This window comes from Pseudomonas schmalbachii (genome assembly GCF_017589465.1).
Lineage (GTDB): Bacteria > Pseudomonadota > Gammaproteobacteria > Pseudomonadales > Pseudomonadaceae > Pseudomonas > Pseudomonas schmalbachii.
Window position 1 is genome coordinate 44,508 of sequence record NZ_JAELYA010000004.1, and the last position, 24,300, is coordinate 68,807.

Annotated in this window: 25 protein-coding genes; 19 read left to right on the top strand and 6 right to left on the bottom strand. The window is 65.2% G+C overall.

The annotated features are described in order from the left end of the window. The first annotated feature begins 3 nt into the window (after positions 1 to 3). The 7 genes from siaB (at position 4) to JFY56_RS11480 (ending at position 4,944) form a co-directional block, all read left to right on the top strand. A complete protein-coding gene (siaB, locus tag JFY56_RS11450; RefSeq protein WP_208313801.1) occupies positions 4 to 546 on the top strand; it encodes a biofilm regulation protein kinase SiaB in 543 nt (180 codons plus the stop codon). A gap of 24 nt (positions 547 to 570) precedes the next feature. Continuing rightward, the gene (gene siaC, locus JFY56_RS11455; RefSeq protein ID WP_208313802.1) at positions 571 to 954 is read left to right on the top strand and encodes a biofilm regulation phosphoprotein SiaC; all 384 of its coding nucleotides are present in this window, start codon (positions 571 to 573) and stop codon (positions 952 to 954) included. Continuing rightward, on the top strand, positions 951 to 1,754 hold the full coding sequence (gene siaD, locus JFY56_RS11460; protein WP_208313811.1) for a biofilm regulation diguanylate cyclase SiaD: 804 nt from the start codon (positions 951 to 953) through the stop codon (positions 1,752 to 1,754). Before siaC ends, siaD begins: the two co-directional genes overlap by 4 nt. Positions 1,755 to 1,876: 122 nt before the next feature. Next, on the top strand, positions 1,877 to 2,680 hold the full coding sequence (locus tag JFY56_RS11465) for an NYN domain-containing protein (RefSeq protein WP_208313814.1): 804 nt from the start codon (positions 1,877 to 1,879) through the stop codon (positions 2,678 to 2,680). 260 nt (positions 2,681 to 2,940) lie between these two features. Continuing rightward, the gene (locus tag JFY56_RS11470) at positions 2,941 to 3,849 is read left to right on the top strand and encodes a 1,4-dihydroxy-2-naphthoate polyprenyltransferase (RefSeq protein WP_208313815.1); all 909 of its coding nucleotides are present in this window, start codon (positions 2,941 to 2,943) and stop codon (positions 3,847 to 3,849) included. Between the two features lie 57 nt (positions 3,850 to 3,906). Continuing rightward, positions 3,907 to 4,224, top strand: coding sequence for a DUF2845 domain-containing protein (locus JFY56_RS11475; RefSeq protein ID WP_208313817.1), 318 nt, complete (start codon positions 3,907 to 3,909; stop codon positions 4,222 to 4,224). A gap of 195 nt (positions 4,225 to 4,419) precedes the next feature. Beyond that, positions 4,420 to 4,944, top strand: a complete 525-nt coding sequence (locus tag JFY56_RS11480; protein WP_208313819.1) for an REP-associated tyrosine transposase — start codon at positions 4,420 to 4,422, stop codon at positions 4,942 to 4,944. Positions 4,945 to 5,318: 374 nt separating this feature from the next. Here the strand turns inward: JFY56_RS11480 and JFY56_RS11485 are convergent, their stop codons facing one another. The 4 genes from JFY56_RS11485 to JFY56_RS11500 all read right to left on the bottom strand — a co-directional run bounded on the left by JFY56_RS11485 (position 5,319) and on the right by JFY56_RS11500 (position 9,813). Next, the gene (locus JFY56_RS11485; RefSeq protein WP_208313821.1) at positions 5,319 to 6,368 is read right to left on the bottom strand and encodes an ABC transporter substrate-binding protein; all 1,050 of its coding nucleotides are present in this window, start codon (positions 6,366 to 6,368) and stop codon (positions 5,319 to 5,321) included. Between the two features lie 197 nt (positions 6,369 to 6,565). Continuing rightward, positions 6,566 to 8,062 carry a CoA-acylating methylmalonate-semialdehyde dehydrogenase gene (locus tag JFY56_RS11490; protein WP_208313822.1) on the bottom strand — a complete coding sequence of 499 codons (1,497 nt, stop codon included), beginning with the start codon at positions 8,060 to 8,062 and terminating at the stop codon, positions 6,566 to 6,568. 115 nt (positions 8,063 to 8,177) lie between these two features. Then, on the bottom strand, positions 8,178 to 8,465 hold the full coding sequence (locus tag JFY56_RS11495; RefSeq protein WP_208313824.1) for a cupin domain-containing protein: 288 nt from the start codon (positions 8,463 to 8,465) through the stop codon (positions 8,178 to 8,180). 1 nt (position 8,466) lies between these two features. Then, a complete protein-coding gene (locus tag JFY56_RS11500; RefSeq protein ID WP_208313826.1) occupies positions 8,467 to 9,813 on the bottom strand; it encodes an aspartate aminotransferase family protein in 1,347 nt (448 codons plus the stop codon). Between the two features lie 131 nt (positions 9,814 to 9,944). On the opposite strand from JFY56_RS11500, the gene JFY56_RS11505 reads away from it, so the two are divergent. The 6 genes from JFY56_RS11505 (at position 9,945) to JFY56_RS11530 (ending at position 17,010) form a co-directional block, all read left to right on the top strand. After that, positions 9,945 to 10,856: a LysR family transcriptional regulator gene (locus JFY56_RS11505; RefSeq protein ID WP_208313828.1), complete on the top strand. Its 912-nt coding sequence runs from the start codon at positions 9,945 to 9,947 to the stop codon at positions 10,854 to 10,856. 193 nt (positions 10,857 to 11,049) lie between these two features. Further along, positions 11,050 to 12,645 carry an inorganic phosphate transporter gene (locus tag JFY56_RS11510; RefSeq protein WP_408004406.1) on the top strand — a complete coding sequence of 532 codons (1,596 nt, stop codon included), beginning with the start codon at positions 11,050 to 11,052 and terminating at the stop codon, positions 12,643 to 12,645. A 269-nt stretch (positions 12,646 to 12,914) separates the two neighbouring features. Then, complete coding sequence (locus JFY56_RS11515) at positions 12,915 to 13,850, top strand: IS110 family RNA-guided transposase (RefSeq protein ID WP_208313830.1); 936 nt, start codon at positions 12,915 to 12,917, stop codon at positions 13,848 to 13,850. Between the two features lie 201 nt (positions 13,851 to 14,051). Then, positions 14,052 to 15,110 (top strand): PA0069 family radical SAM protein, encoded by a 1,059-nt coding sequence (locus tag JFY56_RS11520; RefSeq protein ID WP_208313831.1) that lies wholly within the window; start codon positions 14,052 to 14,054, stop codon positions 15,108 to 15,110. Positions 15,111 to 15,303: 193 nt separating this feature from the next. Next, on the top strand, positions 15,304 to 16,098 hold the full coding sequence (locus JFY56_RS11525) for an NUDIX hydrolase (RefSeq protein ID WP_208313833.1): 795 nt from the start codon (positions 15,304 to 15,306) through the stop codon (positions 16,096 to 16,098). Positions 16,099 to 16,287: 189 nt separating this feature from the next. Further along, positions 16,288 to 17,010: a carbonic anhydrase gene (locus tag JFY56_RS11530; protein WP_208313835.1), complete on the top strand. Its 723-nt coding sequence runs from the start codon at positions 16,288 to 16,290 to the stop codon at positions 17,008 to 17,010. 159 nt (positions 17,011 to 17,169) lie between these two features. Here JFY56_RS11530 and JFY56_RS11535 read toward each other — a convergent pair whose 3' ends face one another. Further along, on the bottom strand, positions 17,170 to 17,808 hold the full coding sequence (locus JFY56_RS11535) for a hypothetical protein (protein WP_208313837.1): 639 nt from the start codon (positions 17,806 to 17,808) through the stop codon (positions 17,170 to 17,172). 417 nt (positions 17,809 to 18,225) lie between these two features. Between JFY56_RS11535 and coxB the strand changes: the two genes are divergently transcribed. The 4 genes from coxB to JFY56_RS11555 all read left to right on the top strand — a co-directional run bounded on the left by coxB (position 18,226) and on the right by JFY56_RS11555 (position 22,541). After that, positions 18,226 to 19,350, top strand: a complete 1,125-nt coding sequence (gene coxB / locus JFY56_RS11540) for a cytochrome c oxidase subunit II (RefSeq protein ID WP_208313839.1) — start codon at positions 18,226 to 18,228, stop codon at positions 19,348 to 19,350. A gap of 10 nt (positions 19,351 to 19,360) precedes the next feature. After that, positions 19,361 to 20,962: a cytochrome c oxidase subunit I gene (gene ctaD / locus JFY56_RS11545; RefSeq protein WP_208313841.1), complete on the top strand. Its 1,602-nt coding sequence runs from the start codon at positions 19,361 to 19,363 to the stop codon at positions 20,960 to 20,962. 99 nt (positions 20,963 to 21,061) lie between these two features. Further along, positions 21,062 to 21,616 (top strand): cytochrome c oxidase assembly protein, encoded by a 555-nt coding sequence (locus tag JFY56_RS11550; RefSeq protein WP_208313843.1) that lies wholly within the window; start codon positions 21,062 to 21,064, stop codon positions 21,614 to 21,616. A 31-nt stretch (positions 21,617 to 21,647) separates the two neighbouring features. Then, entirely contained in the window at positions 21,648 to 22,541 is an 894-nt protein-coding gene (locus JFY56_RS11555; RefSeq protein WP_208313845.1) for a cytochrome c oxidase subunit 3, read from the top strand. Positions 22,542 to 22,699: 158 nt separating this feature from the next. Here the strand turns inward: JFY56_RS11555 and JFY56_RS11560 are convergent, their stop codons facing one another. Then, positions 22,700 to 22,909, bottom strand: coding sequence for a twin transmembrane helix small protein (locus tag JFY56_RS11560; protein WP_208313847.1), 210 nt, complete (start codon positions 22,907 to 22,909; stop codon positions 22,700 to 22,702). A 147-nt stretch (positions 22,910 to 23,056) separates the two neighbouring features. Between JFY56_RS11560 and JFY56_RS11565 the strand changes: the two genes are divergently transcribed. Both JFY56_RS11565 and JFY56_RS11570 read left to right on the top strand, forming a co-directional pair. Continuing rightward, positions 23,057 to 23,740, top strand: coding sequence for an SURF1 family protein (locus tag JFY56_RS11565; RefSeq protein WP_208313851.1), 684 nt, complete (start codon positions 23,057 to 23,059; stop codon positions 23,738 to 23,740). Further along, positions 23,712 to 24,296, top strand: coding sequence for a hypothetical protein (locus JFY56_RS11570; RefSeq protein ID WP_208313853.1), 585 nt, complete (start codon positions 23,712 to 23,714; stop codon positions 24,294 to 24,296). Before JFY56_RS11565 ends, JFY56_RS11570 begins: the two co-directional genes overlap by 29 nt. The last annotated feature ends 4 nt before the right edge of the window (positions 24,297 to 24,300 follow it).

Here is a 24,300-nt window from a genome sequence, read left to right on the forward strand (position 1 = left end):
TTCATGGAAACACCCGATCTGTTGGCCATGCGCGAGAGCTTCAATCGGCAACGCATCATGCTGTGCTTCAACGGCCCCATCTCGCGCAGCCTGATCGAGGAGATCGGCCACGCCCTGCGCAACTACATGCAGGCCGAACAGGCACACCCCAGCGAAGCGATGGACGTCTTCGCGGTGTACATCGAGATGACCCAGAACATCCGCCACTACGCCACCCAGCAGGGCTACAGCGACCACGACGCCTCCGCCACCGTGGCCATCTCGCGCAACGACGACGGCCACTACGTGGTCTCCGCCGGCAACCTGGTGGAACTCGCGGACGGCCAGCAACTGGTGCGCAGCATCGAAGGCATCGCCGGGCTCGACAAGGTCCAGCTCAAGGCCGCCTACAAGGAACAACTGCGCCGCCCGCGCGACGCCGAAGCCACCACCGGCGCCGGTCTCGGCCTGCTGGACATCGCCCGCAAGTCGAGCGCGCCGCTGCAGACCTCACTGAAAGAACAACCCGATGGCCGCGCATTCTTCAGCCTGCGCGCGGTGATCTGAACCAGGAATTCCAGGAACAACGTGATGAGCGAACTGACAATAACCGGTACCCAGTCCACCCCGTCGATCCATGGCGACTGGCAAGCCGGCATCCTCGCGATGCAAGGCGACTCGTATCCGGAGAACTCCTTCGAACTGTTCGGCCAGGTGATCGCCTGGGTGCAGCGCTACCTCGACGCCGACCGGCGTCCTCTGGAGCTCGACCTGCGCCTGCTGTACCTCAACACCAGTTCGATCAAGGCCATGATGGACATCTTCGACCTGCTCGAAGAGGCCCACCGCGCCGAGCGCAAGGTGCGCGTGACCTGGCACTACGACCGGCGCAACGAGCGCGTCGCCGAACTGGCCGAGGAGTTCCGCGAGGACTGCACCTTCCCCTTCATAATCCAGGCGTACGACGAGCCATGACCAATGACCGCGAGCTGGACCTGTTGATCGAGGAACTGCTGGCCGACCCGCAATACGAGGGTCACCCCCTGCGCGAGGCGCTGTACCTCAAGCACCAGCAATCCATGGACCAGCTCGCGCGCCTGGAACGCATCGCGCGCATCTCCGACGGCTACCAGTCGATGGCCCGCGAGCAGACCTACACCCTCTCCGAGCGCTATCACAAGCAACTGCGCCAGCTGGAAAAAGTCGCGCGGATCTCCGACCGCTACCAGGTCATGCTGCGCGACCTCAACGTCGCCCTGAAGGACGCCTCGACCCGCGACCCGCTGACCGGCATCGCCAACCGCCGCCTGCTGATGGAGCGCCTGCGCGAGGAAAGCGGACGCTCCCAGCGCAGCGGCGAAGGCTACGTGCTGGTGATGCTGGACATCGACTACTTCAAGCAGGTCAACGACACCTGGGGCCACGAGGTGGGCGACCGCCTGCTGGTGGAAATCGCCTGCGCCATGCAGGCCGCGCTGCGCCCGTACGACCTCTGCGGCCGCTGGGGCGGCGAGGAATTCCTCCTGCTGCTGCCGGGAACCGCCATGAACGACTCCCGCCAGGTCATCGACCGGGTGCGCGCCGACATCCGCGGCCTGAGCGTGCGCGTCGGCACCGAGATCCTCTCGGTCACCGCCAGCTTCGGCGTCGCCGAACACCAGCCCGGCGACAACTACTCGCAAACCCTCAACCGCGCCGACACCGCCCTGCTCGAAGCCAAGCGCAGCGGCCGCGACAAGTGCGTCTACAGCGAGCAGAGCACGGCGACGAAATAGGCCCGCGGCTGGGACTGACCGTAGGATGGGTCGAGCGCAGCGATACCCATCGCCAATTTCGCGGTATAGCGCCCCGGCACGATTCGCCTTAAGGTCAAGGCACAGCCCAGAAAGGACTTCCCATGGCCAGCAAACCATCCAGCTCCCGGCAACAGAAGCACCTCGCCGTGCTGATCGACGCCGACAACGCACCGGCGGCCATCGTCGAAGGCCTCTTCGAGGAAATCGCCAAGTACGGCATCGCCAGCGTCAAGCGCATCTACGGCGACTGGACCAAGCCCAACCTGGGCAAGTGGAAGCAGGTGCTGCTGGACCACTCGATCCAGCCGATGCAGCAGTTCGCCTACACCAGCGGCAAGAACGCCACCGACAGCGCGCTTATCATCGACGCCATGGACCTGCTCTACACCCGGCGTTTCGACGGCTTCTGCCTGGTCTCCAGCGACAGCGACTTCACCCGCCTGGCCGCGCGCCTGCGCGAGGAAGGGCTGACCGTCTACGGCTTCGGCGAGGAGAAGACGCCCAAGCCCTTCGTTTCGGCGTGCGACAAGTTCATCTACACCGAGATCCTCCGCGCGGTGGCGCCCGAGGCGCCGGTGGAACCGGTAGTCAACGACGGCAAGGCCGCCGCTGCCAACGAGCCCGCCAAGCCCGCCGGCAAACCCCGCCCGCAGAAGGTGCCGCTGGACTTCATCGCCCAGGTGCTGGACGACATCGCAGACGACGATGACGACTGGGTCCAGCTCGGCGTGCTCGGCCAGAACATCGGCAAACTGCGCCCAGCCTTCGACCCCCGGCTGTACGGCTTCAAGAAGCTCAGCGACCTGATCAAGGGCTACCCCAAACGCTTCGAACTGCAGGCCCGCGGCAGCAGCGCATCCGGCGGCAAGGATCTGTACGTGCGCAGCCTTTCCACCGCGAAGTAGCACGCAGAATGGGTTGAACACTGCGCTCAACCCATCCTACGGGCTGTACCTCAACACCAGAGATGATGGACATCTTCGACCTGCTCGAAACCAAGCGCAGCGGACGCGAAAAATGCGTGTTCAGCTACGACTGAAGCCCTCTGCTATGCATCGTTGGCGATAGCGGCCGCACCGGGAAACAGCCCCGATTGCCATCGGTCACTGGCTCCGCCGTGGCGCCGTGCAATCCTCCGCACCTCCCCCTTGCGGAGCTGAGCCTCATGCATACCGCTCGCATTCATCTCTGGCTGCAGAGCATACGCCCCGGCACCCTGCTGATGGCCTTCGCCACCGTGCTCGAAGGCACCGTACTGGCGGTCTGGCAGCAGGCGTTCGCGCCGTGGATCGCGTTGCTGGCCCTGCTCACCGCGACTTCGCTGCAAATCCTCACCAACCTGGCCAACGACTACGGTGACGTACTCAAGGGCTGTGACGCGGCGAAATCCATCGACATCCCGCGCGGCCTCCATACCGGGCAGATCACGCCCGCCCAGATGCGTCGCGCGCTATGGCTGTGTGCCGGACTCTGTGCGGCATTCGGTGGCGCCCTGGTAATCCTCGCCTGCCGCGAAGCCGACAGCATCCTCGGCTTCCTCCTGCTCGGCCTGTTGTCCATCGTCGCCGCGCTGACCTACACCCTTGGTCGCCATGCCTATGGCTACCTGGGGTTGGGCGACCTGTCGGTGCTGCTGTTCTTCGGCCATGTCGGCGTGATCGGCACCTGCTTCCTGCAATCCGGTCGCTTCGAAGCGGCCCTGCTGCTGCCGGCCACCGCCACCGGGCTGCTCGGCGTGGCACTGCTCAATGTGAACAACCTGCGCGACATCGAAAGCGACCCACTGAGCGGCAAGATCACTCTCGCCGTACGCCTGGGGCCAATGCTGGCTCGCTACTACCATGCGGCCGTACTGGCATGCGCCCTGCTCTGCCTAGGCCTGTTCGCCGCCTTCCACCTGCACGGCTGGGCGCGCTGGCTGTTCCTGCTCGCCGCGCCGATGCTCTATTCCCAGGCCCGCCACATCCTCCGCGAGCGCAGCGCCGACGCCATGCGGCCAATGCTGGGCAAGACCGTGCAGGCGGCGATGCTGACGCATATGCTGCTCGTCACGAGCGTCCTCCTCGGTGCCTGACCGTAAGAGCTCACCTTCATCCCAGCGCCTGCCAAACCCGAAACAGGTCGGATCAACATGCCCCGCATACTGCTCCTCAGCTTCACCATCCCGTTGTCGCTCACCCTCGTAGTCAGCGCCCAGGCCGGCACCATGCGTTGCGGCTCGCACCTGATCAACGAAGGCGACATGGCCGAGCAGGTCCTGGAAAAATGCGGCAATCCGGATGCTCGCGAAGTCCTCCCGGCGACGCCACCGCGCCGGGACAAGGACGGCAAGATCATCCCCGGCCGCGCCGAAATCCAGATCTGGACCTACGGCCCGCGCAACGGCGCCTACCGCGACCTGCGGTTTTTCGACGGCAAGCTGGGGGCGATCGGCATCCGCCGCAACTGAGACTGTAGGTTGGCGCTGAACGCAGTGAAGCCCAACATCTGCCGGATGTGGCACCGTTGGGCTTCGCTGCGCTCAGCGCCAACCTACGCATCGGAATGGCTCAGCCCCGTAGGATGGGTTGAGCACAGCGATCCCCATCACCCCCAACAACGCGGAACCACAGGACGTGGCTCCACTCATCGCAGGAAGCGACAAATGACCTCCTACCGCCGCGACCACACGCCCGGCGCCACCTGGTTCTTCACCCTCAACCTCGCCGACCGCCGCAGCCGGTTGCTGGCTGACCATATCGACCAGCTACGCGCCGCCTTCCGCTACACCATGGGCAGACATCCCTGGCGCATCGACGCCATCGTCATCCTGCCTGACCATATCCACGCCCTCTGCACACTGCCGGACAGCGACTACGCCCTGCGCTGGCGCCTGGTCAAAACCCATTTTTCCCGCAATTTGCCGTCTGGCGAACACGTATCCACCAGCCGCTTGCGCCGGGGCGAGCGCGGTATCTGGCAACGCCGCTACTGGGAACACCGCATCCGCGACGACGAGGACTTTGCCCGGCATGTGGACTACATCCACCACAATCCGCGCAAGCACGGATATGTCGAACGCGTGGCGGATTGGCCGTGGTCGTCGTTTCACCGTTATGTGCGGGAAGGGCTGTTGCTGGTGGATTGGGCGGGCGATGGCGATATGGGCGAGGCCGGGGAACGGCGGTGAGATTGTTGATGGGTATCGCTTCGCTCAACGCCATCCTACGGTGCAGCGGTTGATCTATTGCGGTGGATTGGGCGGGGGATGGAGATATGCGCGAGGCCGGGGAGCGGCGGTGAGATTGTCGATGGGTATCGCTGCGCTCAACGCCATCCTACGGTGCAGCGGTTGATCTATTGCGGTGGATTGGGCGGGCGATGGAGATATGCGCGAGACCGGGGAGCGGTGGTGAGATTGTCGATGGGTATCGCTTCGCTCAACGCCATCCTACGGGTACATAGAGCGACCTTGTAGGATGGGTCGGGACGCGCAGTCTGAGCGCAGCGATACCCATGCCGCGATAGGAAAAGGCCGGTCGCGAGACCGGCCTTCCCTTTGACTCAGCGCGCCGCCCAGGCGTTGAAGCGCTGTTCCAGTTGCTCGCCGTGGTCGGTCCAGAAGGCCACGTCCACGGGGATCTGCTGGGCGATGTTCTGCGGGGCGGTGGGGAGTTGGGCCACGCGTTTTTCGTCAAGCAGGTCCATGCCCTTGAGGTTGGCGGCGCCGTAGTCGATGCGCTGGGCGAAGCCTTTCTGCTGTGCGGGTTCGAGGGTGTAGCTGATGAACTGGCGGGTCAGGTCCTGTTGCGGCGCGCCCTTGGGGATGGCCCAGGAGTCGAATTCGTAGATGCCGCCGTTCCACACGATGTCCAGGCCGTACTGCTCGCGCTGCTGGGCGGAGAGGCGGCCGTTGTAGACGGAGCTCATGACCACGTCGCCGGCGGCGAGGAATTGCGGCGGCTGGGCGCCGGCCTCCCACCACTGGATGTACGGCTTGATCTGGTCGAGCTTGGCGAAGGCGCGGTCCTGGCCGGCCTGGGTGGCGAGCACCTGGTAGAGCTCTTCGTGCTTCACGCCGTCGGCGAGCAGGGCGAATTCCAGGGTGGACTTGGCCAGCTTGCGCAGGCCGCGCTTGCCGGGGAATTTCTCGACGTCCCAGAAATCGCTCCAGCCGGTGGGCGCGCTGGCAAGCTTGTTGCGGTTGTAGGCAAGCACCGTGGAGTAGACGAGGAAGCCAACGCCGCAGGGCTGGATGGCACCGGGAACGAAGTCCTCATCCTTCAGGCCGATCTGCGCCGGGTCGATCTCTTCGAACATGCCCTCGTCGCAGCCGCGGGCGAGCTCGGCGCCCTCCACCTCGACCACGTTCCAAGCAACGCTGCCGGTGCTCACCATGGCCTTGATCTTGGCCATCTCGCCATTGTACTCGCCGGATACCAGGCGGTTGCCGCTGCTTTGCTGCCAGGGGTTGTAGAAGGCCTGGACCTGGGCGTCCTTGTTGGCGCCGCCGAAGGAAATAACGGTGAGATCGGCCGCGAAGGCGGGGCTGGCGGCGGCCAGTGCGGTGGCCAGCCCGGAGGATAGTGCGGTGAGCTTGAGGATCTTGATCATTGTTGTTGTCTCCACGTTGCAGGTGTTGCTTCCATGAACTCGGGGTGCCGGCAAGGCCGGCGCTCGATGCATACGGTGGTTGGCCAGTTGACTGTCGAGGGCACGGCCAGGGCCCGTTCGGGTACGGTTCTCCGTCGATGTGCTGGTAAAAAGAAAAAAGGCATGGTCGGTAGCGACCATGCCTTTTTCAGTCAGCCTCAGCCGTTGCTGGGGAAGGCGAACTGCGCGGCTTCGTGTGTTGCGCGTTGTGGCCAGCGCTGGGTGATGGCCTTGCGCTTGGTGTAGAAGCGCACGCCGTCCGGGCCGTAGGCGTGGAGGTCGCCGAACAGCGAGCGCTTCCAGCCGCCGAAGCTGTGGTAGGCCACCGGGACCGGCAGCGGGACGTTGACGCCGACCATGCCGACTTCGATCTCGTCGCAGAACAGGCGGGCCGCTTCGCCGTCGCGGGTGAAGATGCAGGTGCCGTTGCCATATTCGTGGTCGTTGATCAGCTGCATGGCTTCTTCGAGGCTGTTCACGCGGACGATGCACAGCACCGGGCCGAAGATTTCTTCCTTGTAGATGCGCATGTCCGGGGTGACGCGGTCGAACAGGCAGCCGCCGAGGAAGAAGCCTTTCTCGTGGCCGTCGACCTTGAGGCCGCGGCCATCCACGACCAGTTGCGCGCCAGCGGCGACGCCGTCGTCGACGTAGCCGGTGACCTTCTGCTGGTGCGCCCTGGTGACCAGCGGGCCCATGTCCAGGCCGCAGGAGGTGCCGGCGCCGATCTTCAGGGCCTTGATCTGCGGAACGATCTTCGCCACCAGCGCATCGGCGATCTGGTCGCCCACGCAGACGGCCACGGAGATGGCCATGCAGCGCTCGCCGCAGGAGCCGTAGGCCGCGCCCATCAGCGCGCTGACGGCGTTGTCGAGGTCGGCGTCGGGCATCAGCACGGCGTGGTTCTTCGCGCCGCCCAGGGCCTGCACGCGCTTGCCGCGCCTGGTGCCTTCGGAATAGATGTACTCGGCGATCGGGGTCGAGCCGACGAAGCTCAGGGCCTTCACTTCCGGCGCCTCGATCAGCGCGTCCACGGCTTCCTTGTCGCCATGCACCACGTTCAGCACGCCCTTCGGCAGGCCGGCTTCCTGGAACAGTTCGGCGATCAGCAGGGTCGAGCTCGGGTCGCGCTCGGACGGCTTGAGGACGAAAGTGTTGCCGCAGGCGATGGCCAGCGGATACATCCACAGCGGGACCATCGCTGGGAAGTTGAACGGGGTGATGCCGGCGACCACGCCGATCGGCTGGAAGTCGCTCCAGGCGTCGATGTTCGGGCCGACGTTGCGGCTGTACTCGCCTTTCAGCAGTTCCGGCGCGGCGGTGGCGTACTCGACGTTCTCGATACCGCGCTTGAGCTCGCCGGCGGCGTCTTCGATGGTCTTGCCGTGCTCTTCGCTGATCAGTTTGACGATGCGTTGCTCATTGGCTTCGAGCAGTTGCTTGAAGCGGAACAGCACCTGCGCGCGCTTGGCCGGCGGGGTGTTGCGCCAGGCCGGGAAGGCGGCCTTGGCGGCATCGATGGCCTGCTGCACGGTCTCGCGGCTGGCCAGCGGGACCTGGTGGATGGCCTCGCCGGTGGACGGGTTGAAGACGTCGGTGGTGCGGCCGGTGTCGGCCAGCAGTTGGCCGTCGATCAGGTGCTTGATGGTGGTCATCGTTTGGATCTCGTCTCGCTGAATGGGGTTGGGGTGCGGGTTCGTTTGCCCTCACCCTAGCCCTCTCCCAGAGGGAGAGGGGACTGTCTGGTGTTGGGATTGGCTAAGTGCCGTCCTACTTGAGCTCGATCTCGATAAAGGCCACTTCGTGATCGCACGGGTTGATCACGTTGTGCTCGGTGCCGATCTGCCGCGTGTAGCTCTGGCCGAGGACCAGCGGCGCGCGCTTCTCGCCCTCGGGCGTTTCCAGCAGCAGTTCGCCGTTGGTCACCGGGACCACCACGTACTCCATTCCGTGGCGGTGCCAGCCGGTCTCGGCGCCGGGGGCGAAGCGCCACTCGGTGACCAGAACCTTGTCGTTGTCGATCTGTACCGTCGGTACGGCTTGCGGGCGCGCGCTCAACTCAGGCCACTCCGTTGAGGGCTTCGCCGACCGCGTCGAACAGGCGGTCCAGCTCTTCCGGCCTGGCGTTGAAGGTCGGGCCGAACTGCAGGGTGTCGCCGCCGAAGCGCACGTAGAAGCCGGCCTTCCACAGCGCCATGCCGGCCTCGAACGGACGCACGATGGCGTCGCCGTCGCGCGGGGCGATCTGCAGGGCGCCGGCCAGGCCGCAGTTGCGGATATCGACCACGTGTTTGGTGCCCTTCAGGCCGTGGATAGCCTTCTCGAAGTACGGCGCCAGCTCGGCGGACTGCTGCACCAGGTTGTCCTTCTCCAGGATGTCCAGGGCGGCGAGGCCGGCGGCGCAGGCGACCGGGTGCGCGGAGTAGGTGTAGCCGTGGGTGAACTCCACCGCGTACTCCGGCAGGTTCTGGTTCATGAAGGTGTCGTAGATTTCCTTGCTGGCGATCACCGCGCCCATCGGAATGGCGCCGTTGGTGACCTGCTTGGCGACGTTCATGATGTCCGGGGTGACGCCGAAGTATTCCGCGCCGGTGTTGCGACCCATGCGGCCGAAGGCGGTGATCACTTCGTCGAAGATCAGCAGGATGTTGTGCTGGTCGCAGATCTCGCGCAGACGTTGCAGATAGCCCTTCGGCGGCACCAGCACGCCGGCGGAACCGGACATCGGCTCGACGATCACCGCGGCGATGTTCGAGGCGTCATGCAGTTCGATCAGCTTGAGCAGTTCGTTGGCCAGCTCGACGCCGCCGGTCTCGGCCATGCCCTTGGTGAAGGCCATGCCTGGCTGCAGGGTGTGCGGCAGGTGGTCGACGTCCATCAGTTGGCCGAACATCTTGCGGTTGCCGCCGATACCGCCCAGCGCGGTGCCGGCGACGTTGACGCCGTGGTAGCCACGGGCGCGGCCGATCAGCTTGGTCTTCGCCGGCTGGCCTTTCAGGCGCCAGTAGGCGCGGGCCATCTTGATCGAGGTGTCGGCGCTCTCCGAGCCGGAGCCGGTGAAGAACACATGGTCGAGGGTGCCGGGAGTGAGCTGGGCGATCCTGTCGGCCAGTTGGAACGACAGCGGGTGGCCGTACTGGAAGCCCGGGGAGTAGTCGAGGGTGCCGAGCTGCCTGGCCACGGCTTCCTGGATTTCCTTGCGCGAGTGGCCGGCGCCGCAGGTCCACAGGCCGGAGAGGCTGTCGTAGATCCGGCGGCCCTGGTCGTCCACCAGCCAGCTGCCTTCGGCGGCGACGATGATCCGCGGGTCTTTCTGGAAGTTCCGGTTGGCGCTGAAGGGCATCCAGTGGGCGCGCAGGTTGAGTTCGCTGGCGACCGACGGGGTGACGTTGACGTGCTGGTTCATCGACAAGTCCTCGATGGCTTTCTTGTTGGGCTCCCGCGAGATGCGGCGAGGTGATGCGTCAAGATTGATCCTGAGTTAAGGTGAGTTAAAGCTCATTCTTCTCACGCTCAGTTTCGAATTGGTTAAACAAAATGGCGAAATCCCGTAGCCCCGGTCTGGGCCAGGTCAGCGACTTCGAAATCCGTCTGCTGCGCATCTTCAAGACCATCGTCGAGTGCGGCAGCTTCTCCGCCGCGGAAAGCACCCTGGGCATCAGCCGCTCGGCGATCAGCCTGCACATGGGCGATCTGGAAAAGCGCCTCGGCATGCGTCTGTGCCAGCGCGGCCGCGCCGGCTTCGCCCTGACCGACGAAGGGCGCGAGGTGTACCGCGCCACCCAGTCGCTGCTGGCGGCGCTGGAGGGCTTCCGCGCCGAGGTCAACGACCTGCACCGGCATCTGCGCGGCGAGCTGAACATCGGCATCATCAACAATCTGGTGACCCTGCCGCAGATGCGCATCACCCACGCCCTGCGCGCGCTCAAGGAGAGCGGGCCGGGGGTACGCATCAATATCGGCATGACCACGCCGAGCGAGATCGAGCTGGGCGTGCTCGACGGCCACCTGCACGTCGGCGTGGTGCCGCTGATCAGCCCGCTGTCCGGGCTGGAATATGCGCCGCTGTACGGCGAGCGCTCGCTGCTGTTCTGCAGCCGCGAGCATCCGCTGTTCGAGCGTGACGACGCGGACATCACGGTGGACGAGATTCTCGCCAGCGACGCGGTGGCGCCCAGCTACCGGCTGCCGGCCGAGGCACAGGATCGCCATCAGGAACTGAACAGCACCGCCGGCACCTCGGACCGCGAAGGGCTGGCCTTCCTTATTCTGACCGGGAGCTTCATCGGCTACCTGCCCGACCACTACGCCGCCGACTGGGTCGGCCAGGGGCGCATGCGCGCGCTGCAGCCGGAGCGCTTCCACTACGACATCCCGCTCACCGTGGTGACCCGCAAGGGGCGCCGGCCGAACCTGGTGCTGGAGCGCTTTCTCGAAGCGCTGGGGTGAGTCGATAGACCCTCTGGCAAGGTGGACTGTCGCAACGCCCGCGGGCAGCTAGGCTGTATGCATCGTTCAGGAGAACCGACCGTGACTGGACAGCCATTCCGCCAGCCCGCCCGCCGGACTTTGCCGATGATCCATTCACGCCAGCGCAGGGAGCCCGCCCACCGTGCTTGATCGATACGGCATGCTCGCGACGATGCGCGCCGCCCGCCTGACGCAGTTCCCGATCAGCCCGGTGCTGCGCGAGAAAGCCGGTCCCAAGGGCCGCGCCGTGTTCTTCCTGCTGCTCGGCGCCAGCCTGCTCTACGTCTTCGCCAGCCTGTTCGCCGACATGTTCGCCAGCGGCTCGGAAATCCGCCTCGGCCTGCCGCTGGTGGTGCTCAGCGTGGCGCTGCTGATCGCCCTCGGCTTCGAATTCATCAACGGCTTCCACGACACCGCCAACGCGGTGGCCACGGTGATCTACACCAACGCCCTGAAGCCGCGCATAGCGGTGGGCCTGTCCGGGTTCTTCAACTTCCTCGGCGTGCTGCTTTCCAGCGGCGCGGTGGCCTTCGCCATCGTCGCCCTGCTGCCGCTCGACCTGCTCCTGCAGGTCGACAGCAAGACCGGGCTGGCGATGATCTTCGCCCTGCTGATCGCCGCCATCCTGTGGAATCTCGGCACCTGGTGGCTGGGCCTGCCGGTTTCCTCGTCGCACACGCTGATCGGCTCGATCATCGGCATCAGCCTGGCGCACAGCGCCATGAACGGCCATTTCGGCATCAGCGGCGCGTCCTGGGCGCAACTGGTCAAGGTTGGCTACGCGCTGTTCCTCTCGCCGCTGGTGGGCTTCGCCGGCGCCGCCCTGCTGTTGCTGGCGCTGCGCCTGACGATCCGCAACCGCGCGCTGTACCGCGCCCCGGAAGGACGCACGCCGCCGCCCTGGTGGATTCGCGGGCTGCTGATCCTCACCTGCACCGGGGTGTCCTTTGCCCACGGTTCGAACGACGGGCAGAAGGGCATCGGCCTGATCATGCTGATCCTGATCGCCACCGCCCCGCTGGCCTTCGCCCTCGACCGTTCACAACCTGTGGAGCAGACCCGCCACCTGCTGGCCGTGGTGCGCGACGCCGAGCAGCAGCTGCGCCGCCTGGCCCCGCAGGCGCCGCCGGAAAATCCGGAAAGGGCGCTGCGCGACTACCAGCGCAGCGAAGTCGTCGCCCCCGAGCTGCTGCCGGCGCTGGTCGCGCAGTTGCACAGCATCGGCAAGCGCCTGGAGGAACACGGTAGCCTCGCGGAGGTGCCGGCGAAGGAAATTCAGGCGCTGCACAACGAGCTGTTCGTCAGCGTGGAAACCATCCGCCTGCTCGACCACACCGAGCAGCAGTTCGACGTGCACGCCTGGAGCGCCATGCAGGCGCTGCGCGACCAAGGCGAAACCGCCATCCGTTTCATTCCGCTGTGGGTCAAGGTCTCGGTGGCGCTGGCCCTCGGACTGGGCACCCTGGTGGGCTGGCGGCGCATCGTCACCACCGTCGGCGAAGGCATCGGCAAGCAGCCGATGAACTACGCCCAGGGCGCCTCCGCGCAGATGGTCGCCATGCTCACCATTGGCGCCGCCGACCTCTACGGCCTGCCGGTCTCGACCACCCAGGTGCTGTCCTCCGGCGTAGCCGGCAGCATGGTCGCCAACGGCAGCGGACTGCAGATGGCGACCATCCGCAACATGCTGGTGGCCTGGGTGCTGACCCTGCCGGCAGCCATCGGGCTGGCGGCGGGGTTGTTCTGGGTGTTCAGTTGGGTGTTGTAGATTGGGCCGGGCCCAAACGCTCTTCGTAGGAGCGCCCCATGGGCGCGATCGCGGGCATGGCCCGCTTGTGTCTGGAACCTTCGGTAGGATTCAAGGTGAGAGCGACGGGAGGCAAGCTGTAGGCCCGCGGTGTTCGCAGCACGTGTAGGAGCTCAAGCTGCCTCCCGCCGTCCTCTGACCAAAGCCCGAACAGTTGAACGAGTCATACCTCGAACCACAAGCGTGGGTAGTCAGAGTGCTCTCGCTGTGCAGTTTACGAGGGTTTGATCATGGCGTGTTGGGTGGGTATCGATGTGGCCAAGGACTCGCTAGCCGTGTGGCTGCGTCCACAAGGCAAGAGTTTCAGCGTTTCCAACAACGAACAAGGCTACCAGCAACTGCTGGCGCTTTTTGCCGAAGAGAAGCCCGGGCGTATTGTGCTGGAGGCTACCGGTGGCTATGAGCACGGCATCCTGTTCAGCCTGTCCCGTGCAGGCCACGTGGTATCTCGCCTGAATCCCACTCGGGTACGGGCTTTTGCTACGGCCATGGGCAAGCTGGCCAAGACCGACCCCATTGATGCGGCAGTACTGGCACATTTGGCTCAGACGCTGGAAGAAGCCCCCAGCACGGTGCCTTCGCCAGAGCGCGAGCGGCTGCGGGAACTGGTGCAACGCCGAGAGCAGTTGGTCAACCAGCGCGATGATGAACGCCGTCGTTTGCCTCAGGCCAGGGATCCCTTGGTTCGCCAATGCCTGGAAGACGCCATCAAGGCGCTGAAAGGAACGATCCGCAGCTATGACAAGGAAATCGCCAAGGCCATGAAGGCCGTGGATGCGGAACAGGCCCAGCAATTACGCCAAGTCAAAGGTGTAGGGCCGGTGACCGTGGCCGGGCTGTTGGCCTATCTGCCGGAGCTGGGACAACTGAACCGTCGCCAAATCGCCGCCTTGGTAGGCCTGGCGCCTTACAACAGCGATAGCGGCCAGAAGTCGGGGCAACGCCGAATCCGAGGAGGACGGGGCATGATCCGACGCATCCTGTACATGGCGACCTTATCGATCATCCGCTATCAGAAGGACTTCTCCCTTCGCTACCAAGGTCTGCGCCAGAGCGGCCGATGCGCCAAAGTCGCCCTGGTGGCCTGCATGCGTGTGCTCATCGTGCGGCTGAACGCCATGGTCAGGGACGGTACCTGCTGGAAAACAGATACCGTCCAACAGTGAAAGACAGTTGCTCCTACAGTCGGCCGGGGCAATGTCTTGTAGGAGCGAGCTCTGCTCGCGAACATCGGCACCGCAAAAGCTTCGCGAGCAGAGCTCCCTCCTACAGGGAAATCGCCATCGACCATCCGGCAGCTCCCTCTGGCTGTGGAAAACTCCGTGGATTACTGTATCCATATACAGTATTAATTTCGGAGCTTTCCCATGTCGGCCATCCTTCCGCCACGCGGCCGCGGCACCGCCAGCAATCCGCACAACCGCTATGCGCCGACCCGTTCGGTGCCTGTGGATAACGACTGGTACGACGAAGTCCCACCGGCCCGGCCCACCGAGGTGCGGCAGGAGATCGCCAAGACCATCATCGCCCGCAACCAGTCGCCGGATATTCCCTTCGACCGTTCGATCAATCCCTATCGCGGCTGCGAGCACGGCTGCATCTACTGCTACGCGCGGCCCAGCCACGCCTACTGGGACCTGTCGCCGGGCATCGACTTCGAGACCCGGCTGATCGCCAAGACCAACGCGGCGAATCTGCTGAAGCAGGAGCTGAGCAAGCCCGGCTACGTCTGCGCGCCGATCAACCTCGGCGCCAACACCGACCCGTACCAGCCGATCGAGCGCCAGCAGCGCCTGACCCGCCAGGTGCTGGAGGTGCTGCTGCGCTTCCGCCATCCGGTCACCATCGTCACCAAGGGCTCGCTGATCCTGCGCGACCTCGACCTGCTCGCCGAGCTGGCCAGCCGCCGGCTGGTGAAGGTGTTCATCAGCCTGACCACCCTCGACGACGAGCTGAAACGCATCCTCGAACCCCGCGCCGCCGCGCCGTCCGCACGCCTGCGGGCGATCCGCGTGCTGCGCGAACAGGGCATCCCGGTCGGCGTGCTGTGTTCGCCGATGATCCCGATGATCAACGACCGCGAACTGGAAAGCCTGCTGGAAGCCGCCCACGCCGCCGGGGCGCGCAGCGCCAACTACATGCTGCTGCGCCTGCCACGCGAGGTCGGGCCGCTGTTCGAGAAATGGCTCGAAGCCCACTATCCACAGCGCGCGGCGCATGTCATGAGCCTGATGCGCCAGTGCCGCGGCGGCGAGATCTACGACAGCCGCTTCGGCAAGCGCTTCAGCGGCGAAGGGCCATTCGCCGAGCTGCTGGCACGGCGTTTCGCAGTGGCTATGAAGCGCCTAGGGTTGGATCGGCGCGAGAGCACCACACTGGACTGCAGCGCCTTTGCGCCGCCGAATAGCCAGATGAGGCTGTTCTGACCGTAGGTTGGCGCTGAGCAACGCGAAGCCCAACATCGCCATCGTTGGGCTTCACTGCGTTCAGCACCAACCTACGCGAGTTCTGCCCCCCTACTCACGACATAATTCCAGACTTTGGCCGAATCGCCACCCATACCGGCCAAGGCCACGGATTAAGCTCGACAGACACCGACAAGAATAAAAAGGCACGCAGATGACCGACTCCCCCGTCCTTCCCCGTCCCGCCACCACCGTTCTCCTGCTGCGCCCGGCTCCGGGCGGCGTGGAGGTGTTCATGGTGGTGCGCAACCACGCGATCGATTTCTGTTCCGGTGCACTGGTGTTCCCCGGCGGCAAGCAGGAGCAGGCCGACAGCAATCCCGCCCTGCGCGCCCGCTGCAGCGGCGCGGAGCAGTGTTCGGACGAGGAGCTGGGCTTTCGCATCGCCGGTATCCGCGAGGCGTTCGAGGAGTGCGGGGTGCTGCTGGCACGCCGGCGCGGCGAGTCGGAGCTGCTCTCCGCCGCCCAACTGGCGCCCATCGTCGAGCGCTGGCGGCAGCGGCTGGACAGCGACACGGCCGATATCGCCGAGCTGGTGGAGGCCGAGGACCTGGAGCTGGCGGTGGACCTGATGGTGCCCTTCGCCCACTGGATCACCCCGGAGTTCATGGCCAAGCGCTTCGACACCTGGTTCTTCGCCGCCATGGCGCCAGCCGACCAGTTGGCCCTGCACGACGGCTCGGAGGCGGTCGACTCGCTGTGGATATCGCCCACCGCCGCGCTGGCCGAGGCGCAGGCAGGGCGGCGCACGCTGGTGCTCGCCACCGAGCAGAACCTGCGCCTGCTGAGCCAGGCGGACAGCGTCGAGCGGGCCCTGCAGGACGCCCGCGCACGGCAGATCGTCAGCGTGCAGCCGTGGGTCGAGGAGATCGGCGGTGTGCGTCACCTGCGCATCCGCGAGGATGCCGGCTATGCGATGAAGGCGGTCCCCCTGCGCGCCGGCATCTGAGCGCGCAACAGTCCCGACGGAGCGAAACCTGCATGGAAATCCGCCATGCAGCGTCGCCGTCCGTTCCTTTCCGCGATGGCGTGGCAGTTTCCACCATGCAGGCTGTCATTTATGCCCTGTATCTTTTTCCTAGGAGCAGAGCGTCAGCAAGCATAGGAAAATTCGACGATCACACATCGGGACGGAAAGATGAACGACAAGCAAGGCAACGACACTCTCAAGGAACCGGATAGCGCCGAGCTGGCTCTGCGGCAAATCGTCGAGGGCTTCCAGCGCTTCCGCCATGATGTCTTCCCGCAGCAGGAGGAACTCTTCAAGAAGCTCGCCACGGCGCAGAACCCGCTGGCGATGTTCATCACCTGCGCGGATTCGCGCATCGTCCCGGAGCTGATCACCCAGAGCTTGCCGGGCGACCTGTTCGTCACCCGCAATGTCGGCAACGTGGTGCCGCCCTACGGGCAGATGAACGGTGGCGTTTCCACCGCCATCGAGTTCGCGGTGATGGCGCTGGGCGTGCAGCACATCATCGTCTGCGGTCATTCCGACTGCGGCGCGATGAAGGCGGTGCTGAACCCGCAGGGCCTGGAAAGCATGCCGACGGTCAAGGCCTGGCTGCGCCATGCCGAGGTGGCGCGCACGGTGGTGGCGGAGAACTACCGCTGCGACTGCGGCAGCGACCAGCTGCACGTGCTCACCGAGGAAAACGTGGTGGCCCAGCTCGACCACCTGAAGACCCACCCGTCCGTGGCATCGCGCCTGGCCAGCGGCCAGCTGTTCATCCATGGCTGGGTGTATGACATCGAGACCAGCGAGATCAAGGCCTACGACGCGGAGCGCGGCTCCTTCCGGCCGCTCGACGGCGAAGGTCCGATTCCGATGGCGACGCCGCGGGCGCGGTATTCGGGGCAGTAAGGTTTCGGACTCGCGCGGGGTTTCCCTCACCCCTGCCCTCTCCCAGAGGGAGAGGGGGTTGCACGGAGTAGCCGGTATGCACGGAGTTCCACCTTTGCACGGACCGTCCCCTCTCCCTCCGGGAGAGGGTTAGGGTGAGGGGAGCCGGCCCCGCCATCCTCAGCGCAAATTCAACTCGATCCCCAACTGCCGCGACATGCACGGCCACTGCCGCCAGGCGCTGGCCACCTGCGGGTCGTTGAGGCGCGCGCGGTAGGCCTGCGCCGAGACCTTGGCGAACAGGCTGTCCTGCAGCATGACGCCGACCGCCTGGTGCACCGCGTCGTCCAGCTGGTTGGCGAAGGGTTCGCCGATCAGCTGGTGCACGACCAGGTTCGCCACCGTGGTGTCCAGCGGGATCAGCGGCTGGCCGAAGTGGGCGATGTAGCGGTCGTTCACCTCTTCCACCAGACGATGGGCCAGGTAGGCCTCGTCGAGCAGCGCGTCGAAGCCGTCGTGGCCGTTCAGCAGCGCCGGCGGGCTGAGGAAGAACTGCTCGGCCACGTTCAGCACCGGCGCGATCTGCGCCTCGATCCCGGCCTCGTGCGCCACGCTGTCCGCCGCTTCGAGGAACTCCGGCACCTGGTCGATGTAGGCGTGGACGAAGCGCGTCAGGACGCCGACGGTGTCGCCGGAGTCCATGGAGATGCTGGGGTGCAGCCGTTCCAGTTGGGACTGGATCAGCCGGGCCAGATGGCCGTGACTGGCCTCCAGCCGATGGGCGTTCTGGATCAGTTCGCGAAGCGCGGCGGTGTTCATGACAACTCCAAGACAACAAGATTTGGAAGAAGGACATTAGCCGGCGTCCGGCAGCGGCCTAAGACGAGATTTTCATAATCACCGTCCGCTTATGCCGAGCAGGCGACACCGGGTCGCAGCATCCTACCTGAAAGCCGCGCCAGCCGTGGCTTTGAGAGCATCATTCGGAATTGCGCGAAGCTTTTTTAAACTGAGTTGTTATGTCGCAGCCCGTGGCTATACTCGACCTTGACACCGAAAAACCTGATGGACCCGGCATGCCTTGCGCGCGCCGAGGGCTCGACGGTCAACGTTTCTGCTGTCTTGGCGGTCGTTTCCTTGGCTGTTGGTGACGTTCGGCGCTGAAGCCCCCTGGATCGGGGCTTTTTCGCGGAGCCGATTGCCGGCGGGATAAAAACAACGATAAGGGGAACCCGAATGTTGCGACATCCACGAGTCTGGATGGGCCTTCTTTTGCTCATGGCGTTCAGCCAGGCAAATGCCGCCTGGACGGTGAACATGGCGCCTGGTGCAACCGAGGTCAGCCGTTCCGTTTTCGATTTGCACATGACGATCTTCTGGATCTGCGTCGTGATCGGCGTACTGGTCTTCGGCGCGATGTTCTGGTCGATGATCGTCCACCGCCGTTCCACCGGGCAGCAGCCGGCGCATTTCCACGAGAGCACCACGGTGGAAATCCTCTGGACCATCGTGCCCTTCCTGATCCTGGTGGTGATGGCCGTGCCGGCCACCCGCACCCTGATCCACATGTACGACACCTCCGAGCCGGAGCTGGACATCCAGGTCACCGGCTACCAGTGGAAGTGGCAGTACAAGTACCTGGGCCAGGACGTGGAGTTCTTCAGCAACCTGGCGACGCCGCAGGACCAGATCCACAACAAGGCCGAGAAGAGCGAGCACTACCTGCTGGAGGTGGATAACCCATTGGTTATCCCGGCCGGGGTCAAGGTGCGCTTCCTGGTCACCGCCAGCGACGTGATCCACTCCTGGTGGGTGCCGGCCTTCGCGGTCAAGCGCGACGCCATCCCCGGCTTCGTCAACGAGGCCTGGACCAAGGTCGACAAGCCCGGCATCTACCGCGGCCAGTGCGCCGAGCTGTGCGGCAAGGACCACGGCTTCATGCCGGTGGTGGTCGACGTGAAATCCAAGCCTGACTTCGACAAGTGGCTGGCCACGCGCAAGGAAGAGGCGCTGAAGGAGAAGGAGCTGACCAGCAAGGAGTGGACCAGGGACGAGCTGTACGCCCGCGGCGACAAGGTCTACCACACCATCTGCGCCGCCTGTCACCAGCCGGAAGGCCAGGGCATGCCGCCGATGTTCCCGGCGATCAAGGGCTCGAAGGTCGCCACCGGGCCGAAGGACGGGCATCTGGACACCGTCTTCAACGGCAGGCAGGGCACCGCCATGGCCGCCTTCGGCAAGCAGCTCTCGGAAGTGGATATCGCCGCGGTGATCACTTACCAGCGCAACGCCTGGGGCAACAACGTCGGCGACATGGTCACACCGCAAGATGTGGTGGCCTTCAAGCAGAAACAACAATAAGGAGGCGGTGATGACTGCAGTTATCGAGCACCCCGAGCATACGCACGCCGTCGACCACCATCACGACCATGGCCCGGCCAAGGGTCTGATGCGCTGGATTCTGACCACCAACCACAAGGACATCGGCACGATGTACCTGTGGTTCAGCTTCGCCGCCTTTCTGCTGGGCGGCTCCTTCGCCATGGTGATCCGCGCCGAGCTGTTCCAGCCGGGCCTGCAGATCCTCCAGCCGGAGCTGTTCAACCAGATGACCACCATGCATGGCCTGGTGATGGTCTTCGGCGCGGTGATGCCGGCGTTCGTCGGCCTGGCCAACTGGATGGTGCCGATGATGATCGGCGCGCCGGACATGGCCCTGCCGCGGATGAACAACTTCAGCTTCTGGCTGCTGCCGGCGGCCTTCGGCCTGCTGGTCAGCACGCTGTTCATGCCCGGCGGCGGACCGAACTTCGGCTGGACCTTCTACGCGCCGCTGTCGACCACCTTCGCGCCACCCAGCGTGACCTTCTTCATCTTCGCCATCCACCTGATGGGCATGAGTTCGATCATGGGCGCGATCAACGTGGTCGCCACCATCCTCAACCTGCGCGCCCCGGGCATGACCCTGATGAAGATGCCGCTGTTCGTCTGGACCTGGCTGATCACCGCGTTCCTGCTGATCGCCGTGATGCCGGTGCTGGCGGGCTGCGTGACGATGATGCTGATGGACATCCACTTCGGCACCAGCTTCTTCAGCGCGGCCGGCGGCGGCGATCCGGTGCTGTTCCAGCACGTGTTCTGGTTCTTCGGCCACCCCGAGGTGTACATCATGATCCTGCCGGCCTTCGGGGCGGTCAGCGCAATCATCCCGGCGTTCAGCCGCAAGCCGCTGTTCGGCTACACCTCGATGGTCTACGCCACCGCGTCGATCGCCTTCCTCAGCTTCATCGTCTGGGCGCACCACATGTTCGTGGTCGGCATCCCGCTGGTCGGCGAGCTGTTCTTCATGTACGCCACCATGCTGATCGCCGTGCCCACCGGGGTGAAGGTGTTCAACTGGGCGTCGACCATGTGGCAGGGCTCGCTGACCTTCGAGGCGCCGATGCTGTTCGCCGTGGCCTTCGTCATCCTGTTCACCATCGGCGGCTTCTCCGGGCTGATGCTGGCCATCGCCCCGGCGGACTTCCAGTACCAGGACACCTACTTCGTGGTGGCGCACTTCCACTACGTGCTGGTGCCCGGCGCGATCTTCGGCATCTTCGCCTCGGCCTACTACTGGCTGCCGAAGTGGACCGGCCACATGTACGACGAGACGCTGGCCAAGCTGCACTTCTGGATGTCCTTCATCGGCATGAACCTGGCGTTCTTCCCGATGCACTTCGTCGGCCTGGCCGGCATGCCGCGGCGGATTCCGGACTACAACCTGCAGTTCGCCGACTTCAACATGGTCTCGTCGATCGGCGCCTTCATGTTCGGCACCACGCAGCTGCTGTTCCTGTTCATCGTCATCAAGTGCATCCGTGGCGGCAAGCCCGCGCCGGCCAAGCCGTGGGATGGCGCCGAAGGGCTGGAATGGACCGTGCCTTCGCCGGCGCCGTACCACACCTTCAGCGTTCCGCCGGAAGTGAAGTGATGTGCGCTTTCGTAGGAGCGGGCCATGCCCGCGAACATCGGCGACACAAGAGCTTCGCGGGCATGGCCCGCTCCTACGAAGAAAAGGAATAGGTGACCGATGAGCGACGACAGCATCGAAACCCGCAAACTGGTGACCCGGCTGGTGATCGCCGTGGTCGTCATGTTCGCCTTCGGCTTCGCCCTGGTGCCGCTCTACGACGTGATGTGCAAGGCGCTCGGCATCAACGGCAAGACTTCCGGGAGCGCCTGGCAGGCGGGTGCGCAGCAGGTCGACGAGGGGCGCGAGGTGAAGGTGCAGTTCGTCGCCAACAACAACATCGACATGGTCTGGGAGTTCGGGCCGAAGTCGGACCAACTGGTGGTCCATCCGGGCGCGGTGAACGAGATGGTCTTCGTCGCGCACAACCCGACCGACCGGCCGATGACCGCCCAGGCAGTGCCCAGCATCGCGCCCTCCTCCGCCGCCACCTACTTCCACAAGACCGAGTGCTTCTGCTTCACCCAGCAGGTGCTGAAACCCGGTGAGCGCATCGAGATGCCGGTGCGCTTCATCGTCGACCGCGACCTGCCGAAGGATGTGCGCCACCTGACTCTCGCTTACACGCTGTTCGACATCACCGCCCGCAAGCCACCGATCGCCAGCAACGACTGACAGGGCCAGGGCAGCAAGGAGAACAACAAGAATGACGACCCATCATCACGAGCACTACTACGTTCCGGCGCAGAGCAAGTGGCCGATCATCGCCACCGTCGGGATGCTGACCACCATGTTCGGCCTCGGCACCTGGATGAACGACATGAGCGCCGGACACGACAAGTCCAGCGGGCCGTGGATCTTCTTCGCCGGCGGGCTGATCATGGCCTACCTGCTGTTCGGCTGGTTCGGCAACGTGGTCAGGGAAAGCCGCTCCGGCCTCTACAGCGCGCAGATGGACCGCTCGTTCCGCTGGGGCATGAGCTGGTTCATCTTCTCCGAAGTGATGTTCTTCGCCGCCTTCTTCGGCGCGCTGTTCTACGTGCGCAACTTCTCCGTGCCGTGGCTCGGCGGCGAGGGCGGGCACGCCATCTCGCACATGCTCTGGCCGAACTTCCAGGCCGAGTGGCCGCTGCTGAACACTCCGGACCCGAAACTCTTCCCGCCGCCGAAGGGCATTATCGAGGCGTGGCACCTGCCGCTGATCAACACCATCCTGCTGGTCAGTTCGAGCTTCACCGTCACCTTCGCCCACCATGCGCTGAAGAAAAACCACCGCGGCCCGCTGAAGGCCTGGCTGGCGCTGACCATCCTGCTCGGCGCGACCTTCCTGGTGCTGCAAGCCTACGAGTACCACGAGGCCTACACCGAACTGGGCCTGACCCTCGGCTCGGGCATCTACGGCGCGACCTTCTTCATGCTCACCGGCTTCCACGGCGCCCACGTGACCATGGGCACGATCATCCTCGCGGTGATGCTGGTGCGCATCCTGCGCGGCCACTTCGACGCCGACCACCACTTCGGCTTCGAGGCGGGCGCCTGGTACTGGCACTTCGTGGATGTGGTGTGGATCGGCCTGTTCGTCTTCGTGTACGTGGTTTGACGCGTGTGGCGGGTGCAACCCGCCACCGATTTCAGATGCAGGGTGGAAAACCACGTAGGTTGGCGCTGAACGCAGTGAAGCCCAACGATGGCAATGTTGGGCTTCGCAAGCTCAGCCCAACCTACGAAAGCAGGACGTGGCGAGTCAGGGAAGAAAGATCAGAAATGCCAGGGCGCCGCGCTGGTCAGTTGGCCGGAGTAGAAGCCCCAGACGATTAGGCCGAGGGTCAGGGCCGTGAGGGTGACGCGCACAGTCAGCGCATTGACCACCCGCGAGCCATGGCCTTCGTCCTTGACCAGGTAGAACAGGCCACTGAACAGACTGATGACGGTGGCCAGCAGTAACAGGACGATCGCAGCCTTGAGCATCGCGTGATTCCTTCGCTGAGAAGTTGGGGTAGGGGGAATACCTTGCAGTATAGCCAGCACGCATTCGGCAAACGCGAGCCCCGCAGCAGCAGGGCCTCCCGGGCAGTCTTCCGCCCGGGGCTGGCGCCTACCCTGGTGGTCCTCGCAATGCTGCCGTTGCTGATCGCGCTGGGCTTCTGGCAACTCTCCCGCGCCGAGGAAAAACGCCACCTGCTGGCCGCCTTCGAGGCGCGCCGTGAAGCCGCCCCGCAACCCGTCGCCGTCCTCCCGCAGATGAACGATCCGGCCTATGTGCGGGTCCGCCTGCAGGGCCGCTTCGACGCCGAACACACCCTGCTGCTGGACAACCGCACGCGCAACGGCAAGGCCGGCGTGGAAGTCCTGCAGCCCTTCCACGACCAGGCCAGCGGTCTCTGGCTGCTGGTCAACCGCGGCTGGGTCGCCTGGCCCGACCGCCGCATCCCGCCGGCTTTCGACACCCCGCAGCAGACCCTGCAACTGGACGCCTGGGCCTACGTCGCCCCGCCAGGCGGCCTGCACCTGGCCGACAGCGCCAGCGATGCCTGGCCGCGCCTGCTGACGCGGATCGACCCCGCCGCCATCTGGGCCCAACTCGGCCGCAGCGGCCTGCCGCTGGAACTGCGCCTGGATGCGGGCGCCGCCTCTTTCGATACCGGCTGGCCGGTGGTGGCCATGCCGGCGGAACGTCATACCGGCTACGCGGTGCAGTGGTTCGCCCTGGCCGCCGCGCTGCTCGCTCTCTACCTCTACCTCGGAATCCGTCGCGCACGGGAGAACAACAATGAGCACCCCCAGCATGACCCTGAATGAAACCCCATCCCGCCGCCGCGGCCGCCTGCAACTGCTGGCCCTGCTCGGCGTGGCAGTCGTGCCAATGATCCTCGCCACCTCGATGTACAAGCTGAATTTCTGGGTGCCGGACAACCGCAGCCACCACGGCGAGCTGATCGGCACCGGGCAGACCCCCGCCGATCTGGGCGTGCAGGGCGATTCCGCCGGCGAGCACTGGCAACTGCTGGTGACCGCCCCCGCCGCCTGCGCCGCGGACTGCCAGCAACTGGTCTACCTGGCGCGGCAGATCAACATCGGCCTCGGCCGCGAAGCCACCCGCGCCGAACACGCGCTGGCCGCCGCCGAGGCGCTGCCGGCCGACTTCCAGGCCACGCTGGACAAGGACTATCCGGCCCTGCAGCGCTACGGCCTCGACCCGGCCGCGCACGCCAAGGTGGTCAAGCAGGGCACCGCGCCGCAGCTGTGGATCGTCGACCCGCACGGCAACCTGGTGCTGCGCTACCCCGCCGGCACCGACGGCAAGGCGGTGCTCAAGGACCTGCAGCACCTGCTGAAGCTCTCGAATATCGGCTGACCGT